Annotated in this window: 14 protein-coding genes; 5 read left to right on the forward strand and 9 right to left on the reverse strand. The window is 37.7% G+C overall.

The genetic code is table 11. The features are described from left to right. Nucleotides 1-49 precede the first annotated feature (49 nt). On the reverse strand, nt 50-904 hold the full coding sequence (locus J678_RS19915) for a MaoC family dehydratase (RefSeq protein WP_017393394.1): 855 nt from the start codon (nt 902-904) through the stop codon (nt 50-52). 74 nt (nt 905-978) lie between these two features. Beyond that, nucleotides 979-2,370, reverse strand: coding sequence for a 3-oxoacyl-ACP reductase (locus J678_RS19920; protein WP_017393395.1), 1,392 nt, complete (start codon nt 2,368-2,370; stop codon nt 979-981). A gap of 235 nt (nt 2,371-2,605) precedes the next feature. On the opposite strand from J678_RS19920, the gene J678_RS19925 reads away from it, so the two are divergent. Next, nucleotides 2,606-4,174 (forward strand): acetyl-CoA C-acetyltransferase, encoded by a 1,569-nt coding sequence (locus J678_RS19925; RefSeq protein WP_000047940.1) that lies wholly within the window; start codon nt 2,606-2,608, stop codon nt 4,172-4,174. Between the two features lie 65 nt (nt 4,175-4,239). On the opposite strand, the gene aceI is transcribed toward J678_RS19925, so the two are convergent. Further along, a complete protein-coding gene (gene aceI / locus J678_RS0104570) occupies nt 4,240-4,674 on the reverse strand; it encodes a chlorhexidine efflux PACE transporter AceI (RefSeq protein WP_050456377.1) in 435 nt (144 codons plus the stop codon). A gap of 90 nt (nt 4,675-4,764) precedes the next feature. On the opposite strand from aceI, the gene J678_RS19930 reads away from it, so the two are divergent. From J678_RS19930 to leuE, 3 genes are all read left to right on the forward strand, one after another. Then, the gene (locus J678_RS19930; RefSeq protein ID WP_017393397.1) at nt 4,765-5,658 is read left to right on the forward strand and encodes a LysR family transcriptional regulator; all 894 of its coding nucleotides are present in this window, start codon (nt 4,765-4,767) and stop codon (nt 5,656-5,658) included. Nucleotides 5,659-5,788: 130 nt separating this feature from the next. Then, nucleotides 5,789-6,778, forward strand: coding sequence for a transaldolase (gene tal, locus J678_RS19935; RefSeq protein ID WP_000149851.1), 990 nt, complete (start codon nt 5,789-5,791; stop codon nt 6,776-6,778). Between the two features lie 74 nt (nt 6,779-6,852). Next, nucleotides 6,853-7,503, forward strand: coding sequence for a leucine efflux protein LeuE (leuE, locus tag J678_RS19940; RefSeq protein WP_000467074.1), 651 nt, complete (start codon nt 6,853-6,855; stop codon nt 7,501-7,503). Between the two features lie 36 nt (nt 7,504-7,539). On the opposite strand, the gene J678_RS19945 is transcribed toward leuE, so the two are convergent. Further along, nucleotides 7,540-8,013 carry an Lrp/AsnC family transcriptional regulator gene (locus J678_RS19945; RefSeq protein ID WP_000344223.1) on the reverse strand — a complete coding sequence of 158 codons (474 nt, stop codon included), beginning with the start codon at nt 8,011-8,013 and terminating at the stop codon, nt 7,540-7,542. 187 nt (nt 8,014-8,200) lie between these two features. On the opposite strand from J678_RS19945, the gene J678_RS19950 reads away from it, so the two are divergent. Then, a complete protein-coding gene (locus tag J678_RS19950) occupies nt 8,201-9,373 on the forward strand; it encodes a benzoate/H(+) symporter BenE family transporter (RefSeq protein ID WP_017393398.1) in 1,173 nt (390 codons plus the stop codon). 73 nt (nt 9,374-9,446) lie between these two features. Here J678_RS19950 and J678_RS19955 read toward each other — a convergent pair whose 3' ends face one another. The 5 genes from J678_RS19955 to J678_RS19970 all read right to left on the reverse strand — a co-directional run bounded on the left by J678_RS19955 (nt 9,447) and on the right by J678_RS19970 (nt 14,778). Beyond that, nucleotides 9,447-10,166: an MgtC/SapB family protein gene (locus tag J678_RS19955; RefSeq protein ID WP_002053619.1), complete on the reverse strand. Its 720-nt coding sequence runs from the start codon at nt 10,164-10,166 to the stop codon at nt 9,447-9,449. A 15-nt stretch (nt 10,167-10,181) separates the two neighbouring features. Next, on the reverse strand, nt 10,182-12,938 hold the full coding sequence (gene mgtA / locus J678_RS19960) for a magnesium-translocating P-type ATPase (RefSeq protein WP_017393399.1): 2,757 nt from the start codon (nt 12,936-12,938) through the stop codon (nt 10,182-10,184). Between the two features lie 560 nt (nt 12,939-13,498). Continuing rightward, nucleotides 13,499-13,942 carry an RDD family protein gene (locus tag J678_RS19965; protein WP_002053613.1) on the reverse strand — a complete coding sequence of 148 codons (444 nt, stop codon included), beginning with the start codon at nt 13,940-13,942 and terminating at the stop codon, nt 13,499-13,501. Between the two features lie 257 nt (nt 13,943-14,199). After that, complete coding sequence (locus J678_RS23920) at nt 14,200-14,373, reverse strand: hypothetical protein (protein ID WP_002053667.1); 174 nt, start codon at nt 14,371-14,373, stop codon at nt 14,200-14,202. 177 nt (nt 14,374-14,550) lie between these two features. Continuing rightward, nucleotides 14,551-14,778 carry a hypothetical protein gene (locus tag J678_RS19970; RefSeq protein ID WP_000774578.1) on the reverse strand — a complete coding sequence of 76 codons (228 nt, stop codon included), beginning with the start codon at nt 14,776-14,778 and terminating at the stop codon, nt 14,551-14,553. Between the last annotated feature and the right edge of the window lie 113 nt (nt 14,779-14,891).

Genomic DNA, 14,891 nt, shown 5'->3' on the forward strand with positions numbered 1-14,891 from the left:
TTATTTTGCTCAAAAGCAGCCCAAACCTGTGTTCAGGCTGCTGATATTTTTATAATGCTTTTACTGTTCCTGCAACATGCGGTTTTTGCGATTTTGCATTACGAATCAAAAAGTCAGTCTTTTTGTCTGTATTGGCAGTTAAAAACTCAACTTTTGATGGTAAGAACATTGGTAGCTTAAACCAGACATCTGCTTCATAAGCATTAGGTAATTCAAGATTCGCTAGTGCTTTAGCTTTGCTCCACATACCATGTGCAATTGCTTGCTTAAAGCCAAATGCTTTTGCAGTAATGGCATGAATATGAATTAAGTTAAAATCACCAGACACTTTCGCGTAACGGCGGCCTGTGTTTTCTAAAATATCCCACTGGGCCTTTGGAACATAAACTGGTGCTTGTTCTTCTTTGGCTTTCTCACCCACTCTTTTCTCGACTTTTTGGCGAGATAAATAAGTCGTTAAGCCTTCCATCACTACTTCATTGCCAACTTTTGCCGTGGTAATAAAGTCAAACTGAACGCCTTTATCATGCGGTTTTAATTCCCCAAATTTGCATGACAAAGTTAGTTTTTCAGTTACACCAATAGGTCTAGTCTGTTTAATCTGGTTACGGATATGCACTAAACCTAAAATTGGAAATGGAAAGGCTTCTGCTGTCATCATATGCATTTGCAAGCTTTGAGAAAGTACCGCTAAATAAATTGCCGGTACAAAGCCATTATTTTGAAAGCCACATACTTCGTTATAAGCCTTGAGATGGCTCTGATCAATTTCAAGACGGTCTACCACATATTCAACTTGTGGTAAGATTTTTGGCCCCTGTGGCTTTTTAAAAATTAAGCCTTGTACTACTTTTGGATAAGCCAATGCCGCTTTTGGTAGTTGGCTAAAATGACGAGTATTCATACCTAACCTTTTATAATTTATAGATTCTTGAATAAAAAAGGGATGCACAAGCACCCCTATTTAGCTAAGAGTGCTTAAGCGCCCAACAAGCTTTGACCACACACACGTACAACGTTGCCATTTACACCTGTAGAAGCAGCTGATGCAAACCATGCAATTGTTTCTGCCACATCAACAGGTAAACCGCCTTGTTGCATTGAGTTCATACGACGACCTGCTTCACGAATTGCAAACGGAATTGCCGCAGTCATTTGAGTTTCGATAAAGCCAGGTGCTACTGCGTTAATGGTAATACCATTTTTTAAGATAGGTGCAGTAAATTTCACTAAACCGATTACACCAGCTTTTGAAGCAGCATAGTTGGTTTGACCAAGGTTACCCGCAATACCACTAATTGATGATACACAAACAATACGGCCATTTGCATTTAGACCATCGTTTTCTAATAAGTAGTCATTTACACGTTCAGCAGCAGACAAGTTAATGTTAATGACCAAGTCCCAAAGCTCTGGCTTCATGTTTGCCAAAGTTTTGTCACGTGTAATACCGGCGTTATGAACGATAATATCTAAACCACCTTGTTTTGCCGCAGCAGCTTTAATTTTTTCGCCCGCATCAGCAGCTGTAATGTCAATTGCCAATGTAGAACCACCAATATCAGCAGCTACACGGTCAAGGTCAGCTTGTTGTTGTGGTACATCTAGACAAATAACATGCGCGCCGTCACGTGCCAATACATGCGCAATGGCTTCACCGATACCACGGCTCGCACCTGTTACCAACGCAGTTTTACCAGCAAGCGGTTTTGCCCAATCAACATCAACTACATCTGCCTTAGATACACGAATCACTTGACCAGATACATAAGCCGAACGCGGAGAAAGCAAGAAACGTAAAGTTGATTCAAGGTTTGCAGCAGCACCTTCATCAACATAGACAACTTGAGCAGTAATACCCTTTTTAAATTCTTTACCTACAGATTTGATAAAGCCTTCAAGTGCACGCTGAGCAATCGCCTGTTTTACAGTTTTTGCAGTTTCAGGCGTTGTACCAATAACAATCACTCGACCAGAAATCGCAACTTGACGTGCAATCGGGTTAAAGAATTTATAAAGTTCGTTTAACTGTTCTGAGTTTTGAATACCAGATGCATCAAATACAACAGCTTTGAATTTTGATTCTTTATCGCCTGCATTGAATGGACGTAAATTTAATCCAACTTTTGCAGCTTCTTGTTGTAATGCAACATTATTGCCTACATAGCTATCTGCATGAATATTGCTAAGTACTTGTGCAATCGCACCAGACAAAACGCTTGAAGGCGCCGCGCCAACCAATACTGCACCTTTCACTACTGGCTGAGCACTTTCAAAACGCTCTAATACAACAGGCGAAGGTAAACCCAGATTTTTAACAACGAATTTACCAATAGGAGATTGCGTAAATGCTTGGTATTGATCAGTCATGATTATTATCTCTCAAAGAAATGAATTTTCTACGACAGGCTTCATTATGTTATGAGATGGATAGAAACAATATGAAAGCAGTCGTTCATTAGAGTTACTCCAAATCATACTTGAGTTCATCTTTGGATGTCTTGACCTGAATACTATCTACAATGTCATTCTAGTCAATACAGGTCTATTTGAATTGTGTTAAGGTAGCTAACAAGAATATCGTTATTATGCTTGGAAAAGCCTTATGAGCAAAACAACTCAAGAAAATCCAGCAGTCGAGAATTCTGCTCAGGAAAAAGTGTCAAATACATCAAAGTCGGCTTCTAACACGGCTAAGCGTAACAGCACTACTCCTAAAGCAGCAACTAATACACCAAAAACGACACGTACTCGTTCAACGACTGCACCTGCACGCAGCCCTCGTAGTAAGAGCGCTGCTTCAGCAACCCCGTCTACATCTTCAAATGTAGCTGCAGCACCAAAAGCAACAAAAACCAAAACTTCTGTTCAACAGGATAAAACCATGAGTCAAAACACTGTTCGCCGCGTTGCAATCCTTGGTGGCAACCGTATTCCATTTGCACGTTCAAATACTGCTTACTTTAAAGCGTCTAATTCTGACATGCTGACAGCAGCATTGAATGGTTTGGTTGAGCGCTTTAATTTACAAGGTAAGCGTATTGGTGAAGTTGTTGCGGGCGCTGTTTTAAAACATAGCCGTGACTTCAACATGACTCGTGAAGTTGTATTGAGCACAGATCTTGCTCCTGAAACTCCTGCTTATGATATTCAAATTGCATGTGGTACAGGTTTACAAGCAGCATTTGTCGTTGCCAACAAAATTGCCCTTGGTCAAATCGACGTAGGTATTGCAGGTGGTGTAGATACCACTTCTGATGCGCCAATTGCTGTAGGTGATGGTTTACGTAAAGTTTTACTTGAGCTCAATGTTGCTAAAACTGGTAAAGACCGCCTTAAAGCTTTAACAAAAATTGATTTTAAAAAGCTTCTTGATGCACCAAGCAATGGTGAACCACGTACTGGCCTTTCAATGGGTGAGCACCAAGCAATCACTGCATTAGAATGGGGTATCACTCGTGAAGCACAAGACGAGTTAGCTGCAAGCAGCCATCAAAAACTTGCTGCTGCTTATGAGCGTGGTTTCTTTGATGACTTAATGACTCCATTCTTAGGTCTTAACCGTGACAACAACTTACGTCCTGACAGTACAGTTGAAAAACTTGCTAAGTTAAAACCAGTTTTCGGTAAAGGCGAAACTGCAACAATGACTGCAGGTAACTCAACTCCGTTAACTGACGGTGCGTCTGTGGTATTGCTTGCTTCTGAAGAATGGGCAAAAGAAAACGGACATGAAGTTTTAGCTTATCTTTCTTTCTCAGAAACAGCAGCTGTTGACTTTATTGGTAAGAACGGTCCTAAAGAAGGCTTATTGATGGCTCCTGCTTATGCAGTACCTCGTATGCTTAAGCGTGCTAACCTTAAGCTTCAAGACTTCGATTTCTACGAAATCCATGAAGCATTTGCATCTCAAGTACTCTCTACCCTAAAAGCTTGGGAAGATGAAAAATTCTGTAAAGAACGTCTTGGCTTAGATGCACCTTTAGGTTCAATTGACCGTTCTAAACTTAACGTAAATGGTTCATCTTTAGGTGCAGGTCACCCATTTGCTGCAACTGGTGGTCGTATCTTGGCTACTGCAGCTAAATTAATTAATGAAAAAGGTTCAGGCCGCGCATTAATCTCGATCTGTACAGCAGGTGGTGAAGGTGTGGTTGCGATTGTAGAAAAATAATTTCTATTTATCGACCAAAAAATAAGCACCCATCTGGGTGCTTATTTCATTTCAATCTATGTGAATTAATGAAGGGATGCCGCTTTAGCATTTGGGAAAAACTTATCTTCAATATGGTCATAGCACCACTGGAAAATAAAGGTATAAACCAAAATACATAAGGTTAAGCCAATATCTAAAATAAATGCATCAATCACTGTCATTTGCATCATATATGCAATCATTGGAACAGTCGCAATCAGCAAACCACCCTCAAAACCAATCGCGTGTAAAATCCGCACAGGGACCGTTCTTTCCCAATTAAATTTATGCTCTACTTTTTCAAAATAGTGGTTAAAAATCATATTCCAGAAAACTGAAACCACTGCCATAAACACACCAAGTGTTCCGGTCACTTCCATCGGCATGTCAAAAATAAAACTTAATGCAATCGCAATGATGACCAACAAAATTCCTTCATAACTGATTGCATGAATGAGTCTTCTCTTGGAAATCAACATTTTTAAATACTCAATAATAACTTGGATAATGTGCATTTTATTTTTATAATTTTGATTAATCCAATCAGGTTCTTTCAATTTTTTTGACAGATGAATATTAATCAAGAACAACTTCTCATGTTCCAAGCCGTTATGGAAACAGGTTCATTTTCAGCAGCAGCACGGAAACTCGGTAAAGTCCCCTCTGCTGTGAGCATGTCGATTGCTAATTTAGAAATCGATCTGAACCTGACTTTATTTGAACGCAAAGGCCGCGAACCTACTCCTACAGCCGAAGCACGAGTGCTATATGAAAAGACGGCACAACTATTGATTGAAATGAATCAATGGAAACAGCACGCGCATGCATTAAGTACTGGGCTGGAACCAAATCTTACTATTGTTGTAGTGTCTGAGCTGTTACATACCAATTGGACCGACTATGTTTGTCTACTAGAAAGCCGTTTTCCGGACTTACAAATTAATATTGTGTCTGCCCCTCAAGAAGATGCGCTTCAAATGTTATTAGATGGCTCTGCCCAACTGGCCCTTATGTTTGAACGTGAGCATTTAGACAATAGAGAACAGTTTGTTGAACTCAAAGGTGAAGCCTTAATTCCTGTTATTTCAAAAACCCATCCGCTCGCAAGCCAAGAGCATGTTTCATATGAGCAGATTTTGGGTACGAGACAAATTGTGGTAGCAAGTCGAGATGAAACCTTAAAACCCGAATTATTATTTTCAAAACATTACTGGCGTACAGACAACCACCACTCTGCGTGCTTAATGATTTTACGTAATTTGGGTTGGGGAGTACTGCCGCAAGAGATGTTTAAAGAAAACCCTGAGTTAAACAACAAGCTTAAAGCATTAGATGTATTTGATTTTACACCGCGCTTTGAATATTACGTTGATTTGGTCTGGAGCCGCGAAAGTGAACTCGGCGCTGCTGCACGGTTTTTGATTGACTATATTCGTAATAAGCGAATGCAATCGACTCCGTAAAATCATTTCAATTTAGATGCAGAACCTAAACGTTTTTCTTTGAAACATAACAATTGATATATCGACAGTATGGATAGAGTTTGTGCTATAAAGAAAACATAAGATTTTTTATTGAAGATGTTGAATATCAATGACTCATACAGCACTTGACCAATTAAAAACATTAACGACCGTTGTTGCTGACAGTAGCGACCTTGAAGCAATTCGTAAATTTCGTCCCTTAGATGCTACAACGAACCCTTCGTTAATTACCGCTGCGGCAGAACAACCTGAAAGTAAAGAGCTCATTGAAGACGCTTATTATCAAGCCAAAGAAGAAGGCTATAAAAATGATGAGCTGATCGAGAGAACCATTGATATTTTAACCGTAAAATTTGGTGTAGAAATTTTAAAACTCATTGAAGGCCGAGTTTCAACAGAGGTTGATGCTGCCCTTTCATACGACACCGAAGCGACCATTCAAAAAGCACATGAATTATGTGAGCTTTATAAAGGATATGGTATTGATCAGTCACGTATTCTTATTAAAATTGCATCGACTTGGGAAGGTATTCAAGCGGCTAAAGTCTTAGAAGCTGAAGGGATTGCTTGTAACCTCACTCTCCTTTTCGGTTTACATCAAGCCCAAGCGTGTGCAGATGCCAAAGTTACTTTAATCTCACCTTTTGTAGGCCGTATTTTAGACTGGTACAAAAAAGCTGAAGGTGTAGATTCTTACCCAATCGAGAAAGACCCAGGTGTAGTTTCAGTTAAGAAAATCTACACTTACTACAAGCAGCAAAATATTCCAACTCAAGTCATGGGCGCGAGCTTCCGTAGTATCGACCAAGTGCTTGGCCTTGCAGGATGTGATTTGCTTACGATCTCACCAAGCTTACTAACGCAGCTTGAACAAGATACGCGTACAGTCGATGCAGCACTTGATGCAAACAAAGCAAAACAGGCAGAAGCGATTGTTAGACCAGCTCAAGATGAGCAAAGTTTTAAAGACGAACTCAATCATGACTTAATGGCATTCCAGCTTTTACAAGGTGGTGTTGATGGCTTTATTAAAGCGCGAGATCAATTAAGCCTTTTGTTACGTCAATCTTTTGGAATTGATGCAGAAATTAAATCTTAAAAACTGCACTTTTCATACAAAATTACCGATTTTTGTTATCATGACAAAAATCGGTTTTTTTTATTGGGTTTCTCGTGTTCGGCATAACAGACTTAACAACATATATTATTGGTACATTCCTAATTGTGTTATTGCCTGGACCCAATTCCCTTTATGTGATGTCAATTGCTTCACGCTATGGTATTAAAACCGGATATATGGGGGCACTTGGTATTTTTACCGGTGACTTAATTTTAATGCTCTGTACCGTACTTGGTGCAGCTTCTTTACTTAAAGCGTTCCCTTGGGTTTTTATCGTACTTAAACTCGTCGGTGCACTTTACTTGTCTTATTTAGGTTTTAAACTTTTACAAGGCAGCATTCAGCGCTGGAAATTACGTAATCAACCCCAAGCAGAAATGGCTGATTTACCTGCTTTAGATAAAGTTCACCCTTATAAAACAGCCTTAAGTATTAGTTTACTCAACCCTAAAGCGATTTTATTTTTCCTGTCTTTCTTTGTGCAGTTTGTTGAACCAGATTATGCTTATCCAGCTTTAAGTTTTTTAATCTTAGCGGTAATTTTACAAATTATTAGTTTTAGCTATTTAACTGCGCTCATTTTCTCTGGAATTAAACTTTCAACTTTTTTTAAACAAAACCATAAAATTGCAGCAAGCGGAATTTTCTTAGTTGGTATTTTATTTTTCGGATTTGGCTTAAAGTTGGCAACTTCAACAATGTAAGCTGCCGAGTTAAGGAAGTCAGAATCTATTAGGTTGTTAAAATGCCAGCATGCCATCTGTTTTAACTTCATTAAGTACAAAAAATGTTCTTACCTGTCTTACCCCAGGTAAAGCAATAATTTTTTCACTATGAAAACGGTTAAAAGCAGCTAAATCTTTAACACGAATTTTTAGAAAGTAGTCGACTTCTCCGGCAACCAAGTAACATTCTAGAACATTCTCCAAATCACCTGCTGCTTGTTCAAATGCCTGAAAGCTATCAGGTGTCGAGCGATCCAGCACTACTCCGACCAAAACAATGGTCTCACGTTGCACCATACCCGGATTAATTCGAGCACGCACATCCAAGATGGCCCCAATCTTAAAAAGACGCTGAGTATGGTTCCAACATGACGAAGTACTAATGCCAACAAGTTTTGCCAGTTCAGCATTACTTAAACGACCATTCTCTTGTAAACAGCGCATAATTTTCAATTCAAGAGGTGTTAAATTTTCAGCTTGTTCATCCATAAGAATAATATCCAGTATTCATTAATTTTTATGAAATGAATAATAGCATTTATAGCTATTTAAAAAATATTATTTCATTTTTACACCCAAAATAGAAAGCACCTTCTTTAAAAAAATTGTTAGATTTATCTGGCTGAAAATATAGGCAGAAACATATTAATTTTTCAGGGACTTAGAACATTTAGCCATGCAAAAGATTCTTCAAGATTTTTCTATTCCAGCCGTATTCGCGGGTTTCATTACCTTTCTAATTGGTATTAGTGTTTCGGCTATTTTAGTGATTCAGGCAGCCCAAGCTTTAAATGCTTCACCTGAACAAATCACCTCATGGTTTTGGGCTTTAGGTTTGGGTCTTGGTTTATCAGGACTCATCCTTTCTTGGAAATTTAAATACCCTGTAGCAACAGCTTGGTCTACTGCCGGTCTCGCTTTAATTATTGCAACTGGCGGTGGATATAGCATAAATGAAGCAATTGGTGCTTTTTTAGTTGTTGGTGTACTGACTGCGGTTTTAGGTTTTTCAGGAATATTTCAAAAGGCGCTTTCATATATTCCTCAAAGCTTGACCAGTGCCATGCTTGCAGGCGTTTTACTCAAATTTGGTATTTCACTTTTCGCAAGTTTGCAAAATGATTGGGCATTCCTTTTATCTTTACTCTTCATTTATATCTTTACCAAAAGATTATGGCCGCGTTATAGCATCGTGTTCACAGCACTTGCTGGTGTTGTGCTCTGCCCTGTGTTTTTAGACTTTCATATGCCTACACTTCACTGGTCTTTGGCTAAACCTGTTTGGATTAGTCCTGTCTTTAGCTGGTCAGCAGTTTTAGGCTTAGCGCTACCACTGTTTGTGATTAGTATGGCTTCACAGTATTTACCCGGTATTGCCATGATTAAAAGTTATGGCTATAAACCACATGTCAATCAACTCATTGGCTGGACCGGTTTAACCCAAGTTTTGCTTGCGCCTTTTGGTTGTTATAGCGTCAATATTGCCGCGATTAGTGCGGCTGTATGCCTTGATGATCAAGTTCATCCTGACCCAAGTAAACGCTATATTGCTGGCATAAGCTCTGGTTTTTTCTATGCATTGATGGGACTATTTGCAGCAACACTGACAAGCTTACTCATGTCCTTTCCTCATATTTTTATTGTAGCTTTAGCAGGTATTGCATTACTTGGCACCATTAGCCATAACATTGCGCTTGCCTTTGGCCCAATTGAAGACCGTGAAGCAGCACTATTTACCTTTTTATGTAGTGCTTCGGGTATCCAATTTTTCGGTATTGGTTCGGCATTTTGGGGACTAATTGTCGGTATTATTGTATTTGTAGTCCTTAAATTTAAGGTTAAAAAATAACACCTACAATAGAAACTTTGCGCTTAACCATTTAGAGCATTTCATAAACAATTAAGTGCAAAGTCTCATTAAATTAATTAATTGCGTTTTTATCCCAAAAAGCCTGTCTTATTTGTGGCATCGCATTTAAGTGGTTAATAATATGCTGCGCTTCTTCCGCTTCAATTGAAGTCGCAATTAAGGTCACTTCTATTTCAACCTCTTTCTCTCCAAAAGGTGTTACATCAATGTCTTTGGGAGGGTAATTGTGGTGCTTCAACGTTAGATTTAATTCATCCATAACTACTTTGCTCTGACTTCGGTCACAGATAATATAAATTACATGTAAAACCTCTGTATCATCGTCTAATGGACGACGATCAATGATATGAACAATCGGTCTTAACAACGTATTGGCAGATAAAATAAAAGCTGTTGCCAGTATGGCTTCAATAATTAAGTCAGAACCCGCAGCAGCCCCTACCGCAGCAGAACACCACAAAGTTGCTGCGGTATTTAAGCCATGGATGTTACCTTCTTGACGCATAATTACACCTGCGCCCAAGAAACCAATACCCGAAACCACATAAGCAATGACCCGAACAGCGCCATCTGCTCCAGTAAGATTTGTTGCAACATCCACAAAAATTGCAGCACCTACAGCGACCAGTACATTGGTTCGAAGACCAGCAGTCCGTTGCCTATATTGCCGTTCAAATCCAATTAACGCCCCTAAAATAAAAGCAACTGAGAGACTAATTAATGTATCAACAATATTAGATAAATCTGCATGTTGTAGAAATTGCAACTTCATCTTGCACCTATAATTTTATTGCCAGCCGTAACGGCGGATATAGATTTTTTTCACCCATTGAGTAATACACATATAAGCAATTAAAATTAAAGGCAAATATAAGAAATAACTTAATGGTAAAGCTTGCAGTTTTAAATAACTTGCTAAAGGGCCCATTGGTAAGAAAATACCAATACACATAATCACTACTGTCATGACTAACAATGGGGTTGCAGCACGACTCTGAATAAATGGAATCTTAGCCGTACGGATCATATGCACAATTAACGTTTGAGTGAGTAACCCCACTACGAACCAGCCAGACTGGAATAAAGTCTGATGTTCAGGTGTATTTGCCGAAAACACAAACCACATTAAACAAAAAGTGATAATGTCAAAAATAGAGCTAATCGGTCCAAACACCACCATGAAACGGCCAACTTCTTCAGGTTGCCAACGCTGCGGTTTTGCAATTAACTCTTCATCAACGTTGTCAAATGGAATCACGATTTGTGACACATCATAAAGTAAGTTTTGAATGAGTAAGTGAATAGGCAGCATTGGTAAAAATGGAATAAAAGCACTCGCAATTAATACCGAAAAAACATTACCGAAATTTGAACTTGCCGTCATTTTGATATATTTCAACATATTGGCAAAAGTTCTACGGCCTTCAATTACACCTTTTTCAAGCACCATCAAGCTTTTTTCAAGCAAGATTAAATCTGCTGATTCTTTCGCAATATCTACTGCCGTATCTACTGAAATACCAATATCGGCAGCGCGTATAGCCGCGGCATCATTAATACCATCTCCCAAGAAACCAACTACATGACCGTTGGCTTTTAACTGCTCAACAATACGTTCTTTATGTACAGGACTAAGCTTCGCAAAAATGTGGTATTGCTCTACTGCTCTTTTGAGCTGCTCATCGGTTAAGGTTTCAATTACACCGCCCAATAGAACTTGATCATAGTTCAGGCCAATTTCTCGGCACACTTTTTGAGTGACAAACTCATTATCACCAGTAAGTACTTTTACGGTTACACCATGAGCATGCAAACTTTGTACTGCTTCTCGAGCAGACTCTTTAGGTGGATCAAGAAATGCGACGTAACCAATTAAAATTAAATCACTTTCATCAACAACCGAATAATTTTCCTGATTATTATCAAACTCACGATACCCTACAGCAACAACACGTAAGCCATCTCGGTTATAACGTTGAGTTAATGCTTCAATTGCGACTTCACGTTGCTTTGTTAAAGGCTCTACTTTGCCATTTACCTCGACATAACGGCAAACATTTAACATTTCCTCAACTGCGCCCTTGGTAATCATCCGCACTTTTTCTTGAGGGGTTTTTACAACAACCGACATACGGCGGCGATCAAAATCAAAAGGAACTTCATCTAACTTCTTATAACGTAACTTTTGAGTTTTGATCTGATCATCAACAGCTTCTAATACCGCTACATCAAGCAGATTTTTTAAACCAGTTTGATAGTAACTGTTTAAAAATGCTTGCATGAGTACAAAGTCTGATTTTTCCCCATGAACATCAATATGTTGAGATAAAAAGATTTTGTCTTGAGTTAGCGTTCCAGTTTTATCGGTACACAGAACATCCATTGCACCAAAGTTTTGGATCGCATCTAGACGTTTAACGATTACTTTCTTTTTAGATAAGAAAACCGCACCCTTGGCTAAAGTTGAAGTCACAATCATCGGTAGCATTTCTGGAGTAAGACCAACAGCAACCGATAATGCGAATAAAAATGCCTCTGTCCAATCACCTTTAGTGAAACCATTAATAAAAAGTACAACAGGTGCCATCACCAACATGAAACGAATAAGTAACCAACTGACTTTGTTGACACCCATTTGAAATGCCGTGTTACTTCGATCAGTAGCTGTAACACGGTGAGCGAGTGCACCAAAATATGTTTGAATACCCGTACTTAAAACAACTGCCTGAGCCGAACCAGAAACAATATTGGTCCCCATAAATACAATGTTATCTAACTCTAAAGCACTCGTTTCTTCGAGATTTTTCTGCAATGGAAATTTCTCGACAGGCATTGATTCACCAGTCATTGCAGCTTGAGAGACAAACAAATCTTTGGCATTTAAAATTCTGCAATCAGCAGGAATCATGTCACCTGCAGATAATAAAATCACATCACCTGGCACCAAATATTGAATTGGCATTTCAAATTGGTGATTGGTTTGGTTTTTAATATCAATGCCATAACGCTCATGCATAAGCTCTAAATCTTCTGCACTAACTTGATGACGCAGTACTGTAGCAGTATTACTTACCATTGCCTTTAAAGCATCTGCAGCTTGATTTGATTTTGCTTCTTGCCAATAACGAAGTAACGTCGAGAGAATAACCATCACGCTAATAATGGTTGAACCCGTTAAATCATCGGTAAAAAAAGCAATTAATGCCAAAAGGCTAAGCAAAATATTGAACGGATTGCGGTAGCAATACCAAAGATGTTGCCACCAAGTTAATGGCTTCTCATGAGTGATCTCATTAAGCCCCACTGCCATTTGCTGGGTATGTGCTTGTTCTTCTGTAAGCCCTGTGTAATGAGTATCGAATTGTTTTAATAAATCACTTGATTGGGCTCTTGATGCATCGAGCAAACGCATAGATAAATTTTTGCTAATTTCTTGAGCATAGCTAGATTGATGTAGCTCTTTAAAAGATCGATTACGACCAAAAAAACGCATCAAATGAAATCTTTGTAAAAATGCTGTGAAGAGTCGTTGCCAGAATTTCATCGCGAAATCCTCCATTTTTTAGGCGTACAAAGCTCTCGACCTTATTGATAAATAAAGTCTATAAAAATTTAAAATTTAGAAAGGAATCGGAGATCGTAAAGTTACGATGAAGAAGAGAAAATTAGCCCAAAGCCGAACCAACGCTGACGGAAAGTCGCGGGCTTGAACATAGCTCGAATACTTTGAATCGTATGAGACGAATTATTTACCAAAATTGAATTTTGGTAGTTATAGCAGTGTGTGGAAGCATATAAGAACATTGGCTTCTCCCCATTTCTAGCGAGAAACTAAATAGATAAGTGCTTGAAGTACTTAATTACAAAAAATAATTTGTATAGGTTTAATCTAATTTTTTACAAAGCTATCTCATTGCAAGATAGCCCTTCCTAATGGTTATCTTGCTCAGTATTGGCTTTGGTTTAATTGATAATTAAACTCGAACCTCGAACAACTACCCATTTAGGATCTCCATTAAATAAACTCGCGGCAAGTATATGTTTTACTCTATAACACACAAGATTTTTTTTGTAATTTTTTATTAACAAAATTCCAGCTTAAAATCACAGCTCTTTGACTACCACAGTTTTCGCCATTTTGTCATGCCAGCCTTGTTTTTTAGGATCAAATGCCACCCAAATAAGGCCAATACAAAATACTAAGATGGATGGAATATATCCAATATAACGAATGATGGATTGCATCAAAGTTAACTTATTTCCCGTTTTTTCATCGAGAACTTTTAAACGCATAAGGCGTTTACCTGGTGTACCTGCAAAGTAGAGCCAACATAAAACGGTATATAAAAATGGAAAAGCATAATTTACAATCAGATCAAACCAATAGTTTTGCGGTTTACTACTCATTCCTGTCGCAAATATCAGATCATAATCTCCACGATAAAAAACCCATGCAGCTGGAATAATTGCTAAAAAAAGAATAAGTGTATCAATAATCATTGCACCAAATCGTAACCAGAACCCTGCATATTCGTATTTATAGCTCATGCGTACACCTCTGTTTTGTTATCGTTTGCCTTATACTAAAGAGACAACTTCATTTTACTTTAATCCTAAAGGAAATCTTTTTATTTTTAAATACTTGAAATAATTTTTAATTTTCTATTTTACTTAGAATTGTAATAAATACTGTTGAGACCAATAAATTACAACATCATATATAATATTTAAGTATTTTATATACACCTCACTCTAGATGAGGTGGTTTAATTATTTTTATTGAATTAATAATATATAACGGCTGATTATTTCCAAAACAAAACATCGATTTTAAATTCTTTCTTCAATAGTAATGCAGCACAGATTAGTCCTAAACCAATAATTATCAAAAAGAAGCTTAAAGTTAATACACCGCCTAGTATAGATAAAACACCTAGAATAGCGAGTAGATAAAATAAAATTATAATTAACTTAAACATTTAGTTTATTCAACCATTTACGATAAAATCAACTCATTCTAGCGCTTTTAGCAATAAATACTGTTCTCAAATGTTGAATACACACCTTCTTTGTATTAACTCAAAAACAATATGTTAATAATTCTTGCTAAATGTTAATAATAAAAAATAAACTGTGACAAATATCACAATTATAATTTATTTAACTTCAAAATAGTGCTTTTCAGTAATAAGTTTTATTTTCAGATTTTTATATAAACGATCTTTTGAATTTTCCAGTGAAGGTACTACTTTTTCAGCAAACTTATCGTCCGCCATAAGTCTTGCATAAGTTTTATATCCAATTACTAATTTTTCCGGTTCTTTACCTGTTTGGCGAAATTCTTCAATAAGTTTACTTACTTTCTTTGCTGTTAAATCTGCCATTCTTATACTCCCCCACTCAATATATTATTTGGTTATACGAGTTCTGTATGACAAAAATATGAAAAGTAATTTATTGTAAAGTTCATCTAAAAAATAAAATTTTCACTCTACTC

The sequence above is a fragment of the Acinetobacter sp. 1424608 genome, assembly GCF_000588255.1.
Lineage (GTDB): Bacteria > Pseudomonadota > Gammaproteobacteria > Pseudomonadales > Moraxellaceae > Acinetobacter > Acinetobacter nosocomialis.

Excerpts from the sequence above, each read along its gene's own strand:
- J678_RS19915 (WP_017393394.1), bottom strand. The coding sequence starts at position 904 with ATGAATACTCGTCATTTTAGCCAACTACCAAAAGCGGCATTGGCTTAT.
- J678_RS19920 (WP_017393395.1), bottom strand. The coding sequence starts at position 2,370 with ATGACTGATCAATACCAAGCATTTACGCAATCTCCTATTGGTAAATTC.
- J678_RS19925 (WP_000047940.1), top strand. The coding sequence starts at position 2,606 with ATGAGCAAAACAACTCAAGAAAATCCAGCAGTCGAGAATTCTGCTCAG.
- aceI (WP_050456377.1), bottom strand. The coding sequence starts at position 4,674 with ATGTTGATTTCCAAGAGAAGACTCATTCATGCAATCAGTTATGAAGGA.
- J678_RS19930 (WP_017393397.1), top strand. The coding sequence starts at position 4,765 with ATGAATATTAATCAAGAACAACTTCTCATGTTCCAAGCCGTTATGGAA.
- tal (WP_000149851.1), top strand. The coding sequence starts at position 5,789 with ATGACTCATACAGCACTTGACCAATTAAAAACATTAACGACCGTTGTT.
- J678_RS19945 (WP_000344223.1), bottom strand. The coding sequence starts at position 8,013 with ATGGATGAACAAGCTGAAAATTTAACACCTCTTGAATTGAAAATTATG.
- J678_RS19950 (WP_017393398.1), top strand. The coding sequence starts at position 8,201 with ATGCAAAAGATTCTTCAAGATTTTTCTATTCCAGCCGTATTCGCGGGT.
- J678_RS19955 (WP_002053619.1), bottom strand. The coding sequence starts at position 10,166 with ATGAAGTTGCAATTTCTACAACATGCAGATTTATCTAATATTGTTGAT.
- mgtA (WP_017393399.1), bottom strand. The coding sequence starts at position 12,938 with ATGAAATTCTGGCAACGACTCTTCACAGCATTTTTACAAAGATTTCAT.
- J678_RS19965 (WP_002053613.1), bottom strand. The coding sequence starts at position 13,942 with ATGAGCTATAAATACGAATATGCAGGGTTCTGGTTACGATTTGGTGCA.
- J678_RS23920 (WP_002053667.1), bottom strand. The coding sequence starts at position 14,373 with ATGTTTAAGTTAATTATAATTTTATTTTATCTACTCGCTATTCTAGGT.
- J678_RS19970 (WP_000774578.1), bottom strand. The coding sequence starts at position 14,778 with ATGGCAGATTTAACAGCAAAGAAAGTAAGTAAACTTATTGAAGAATTT.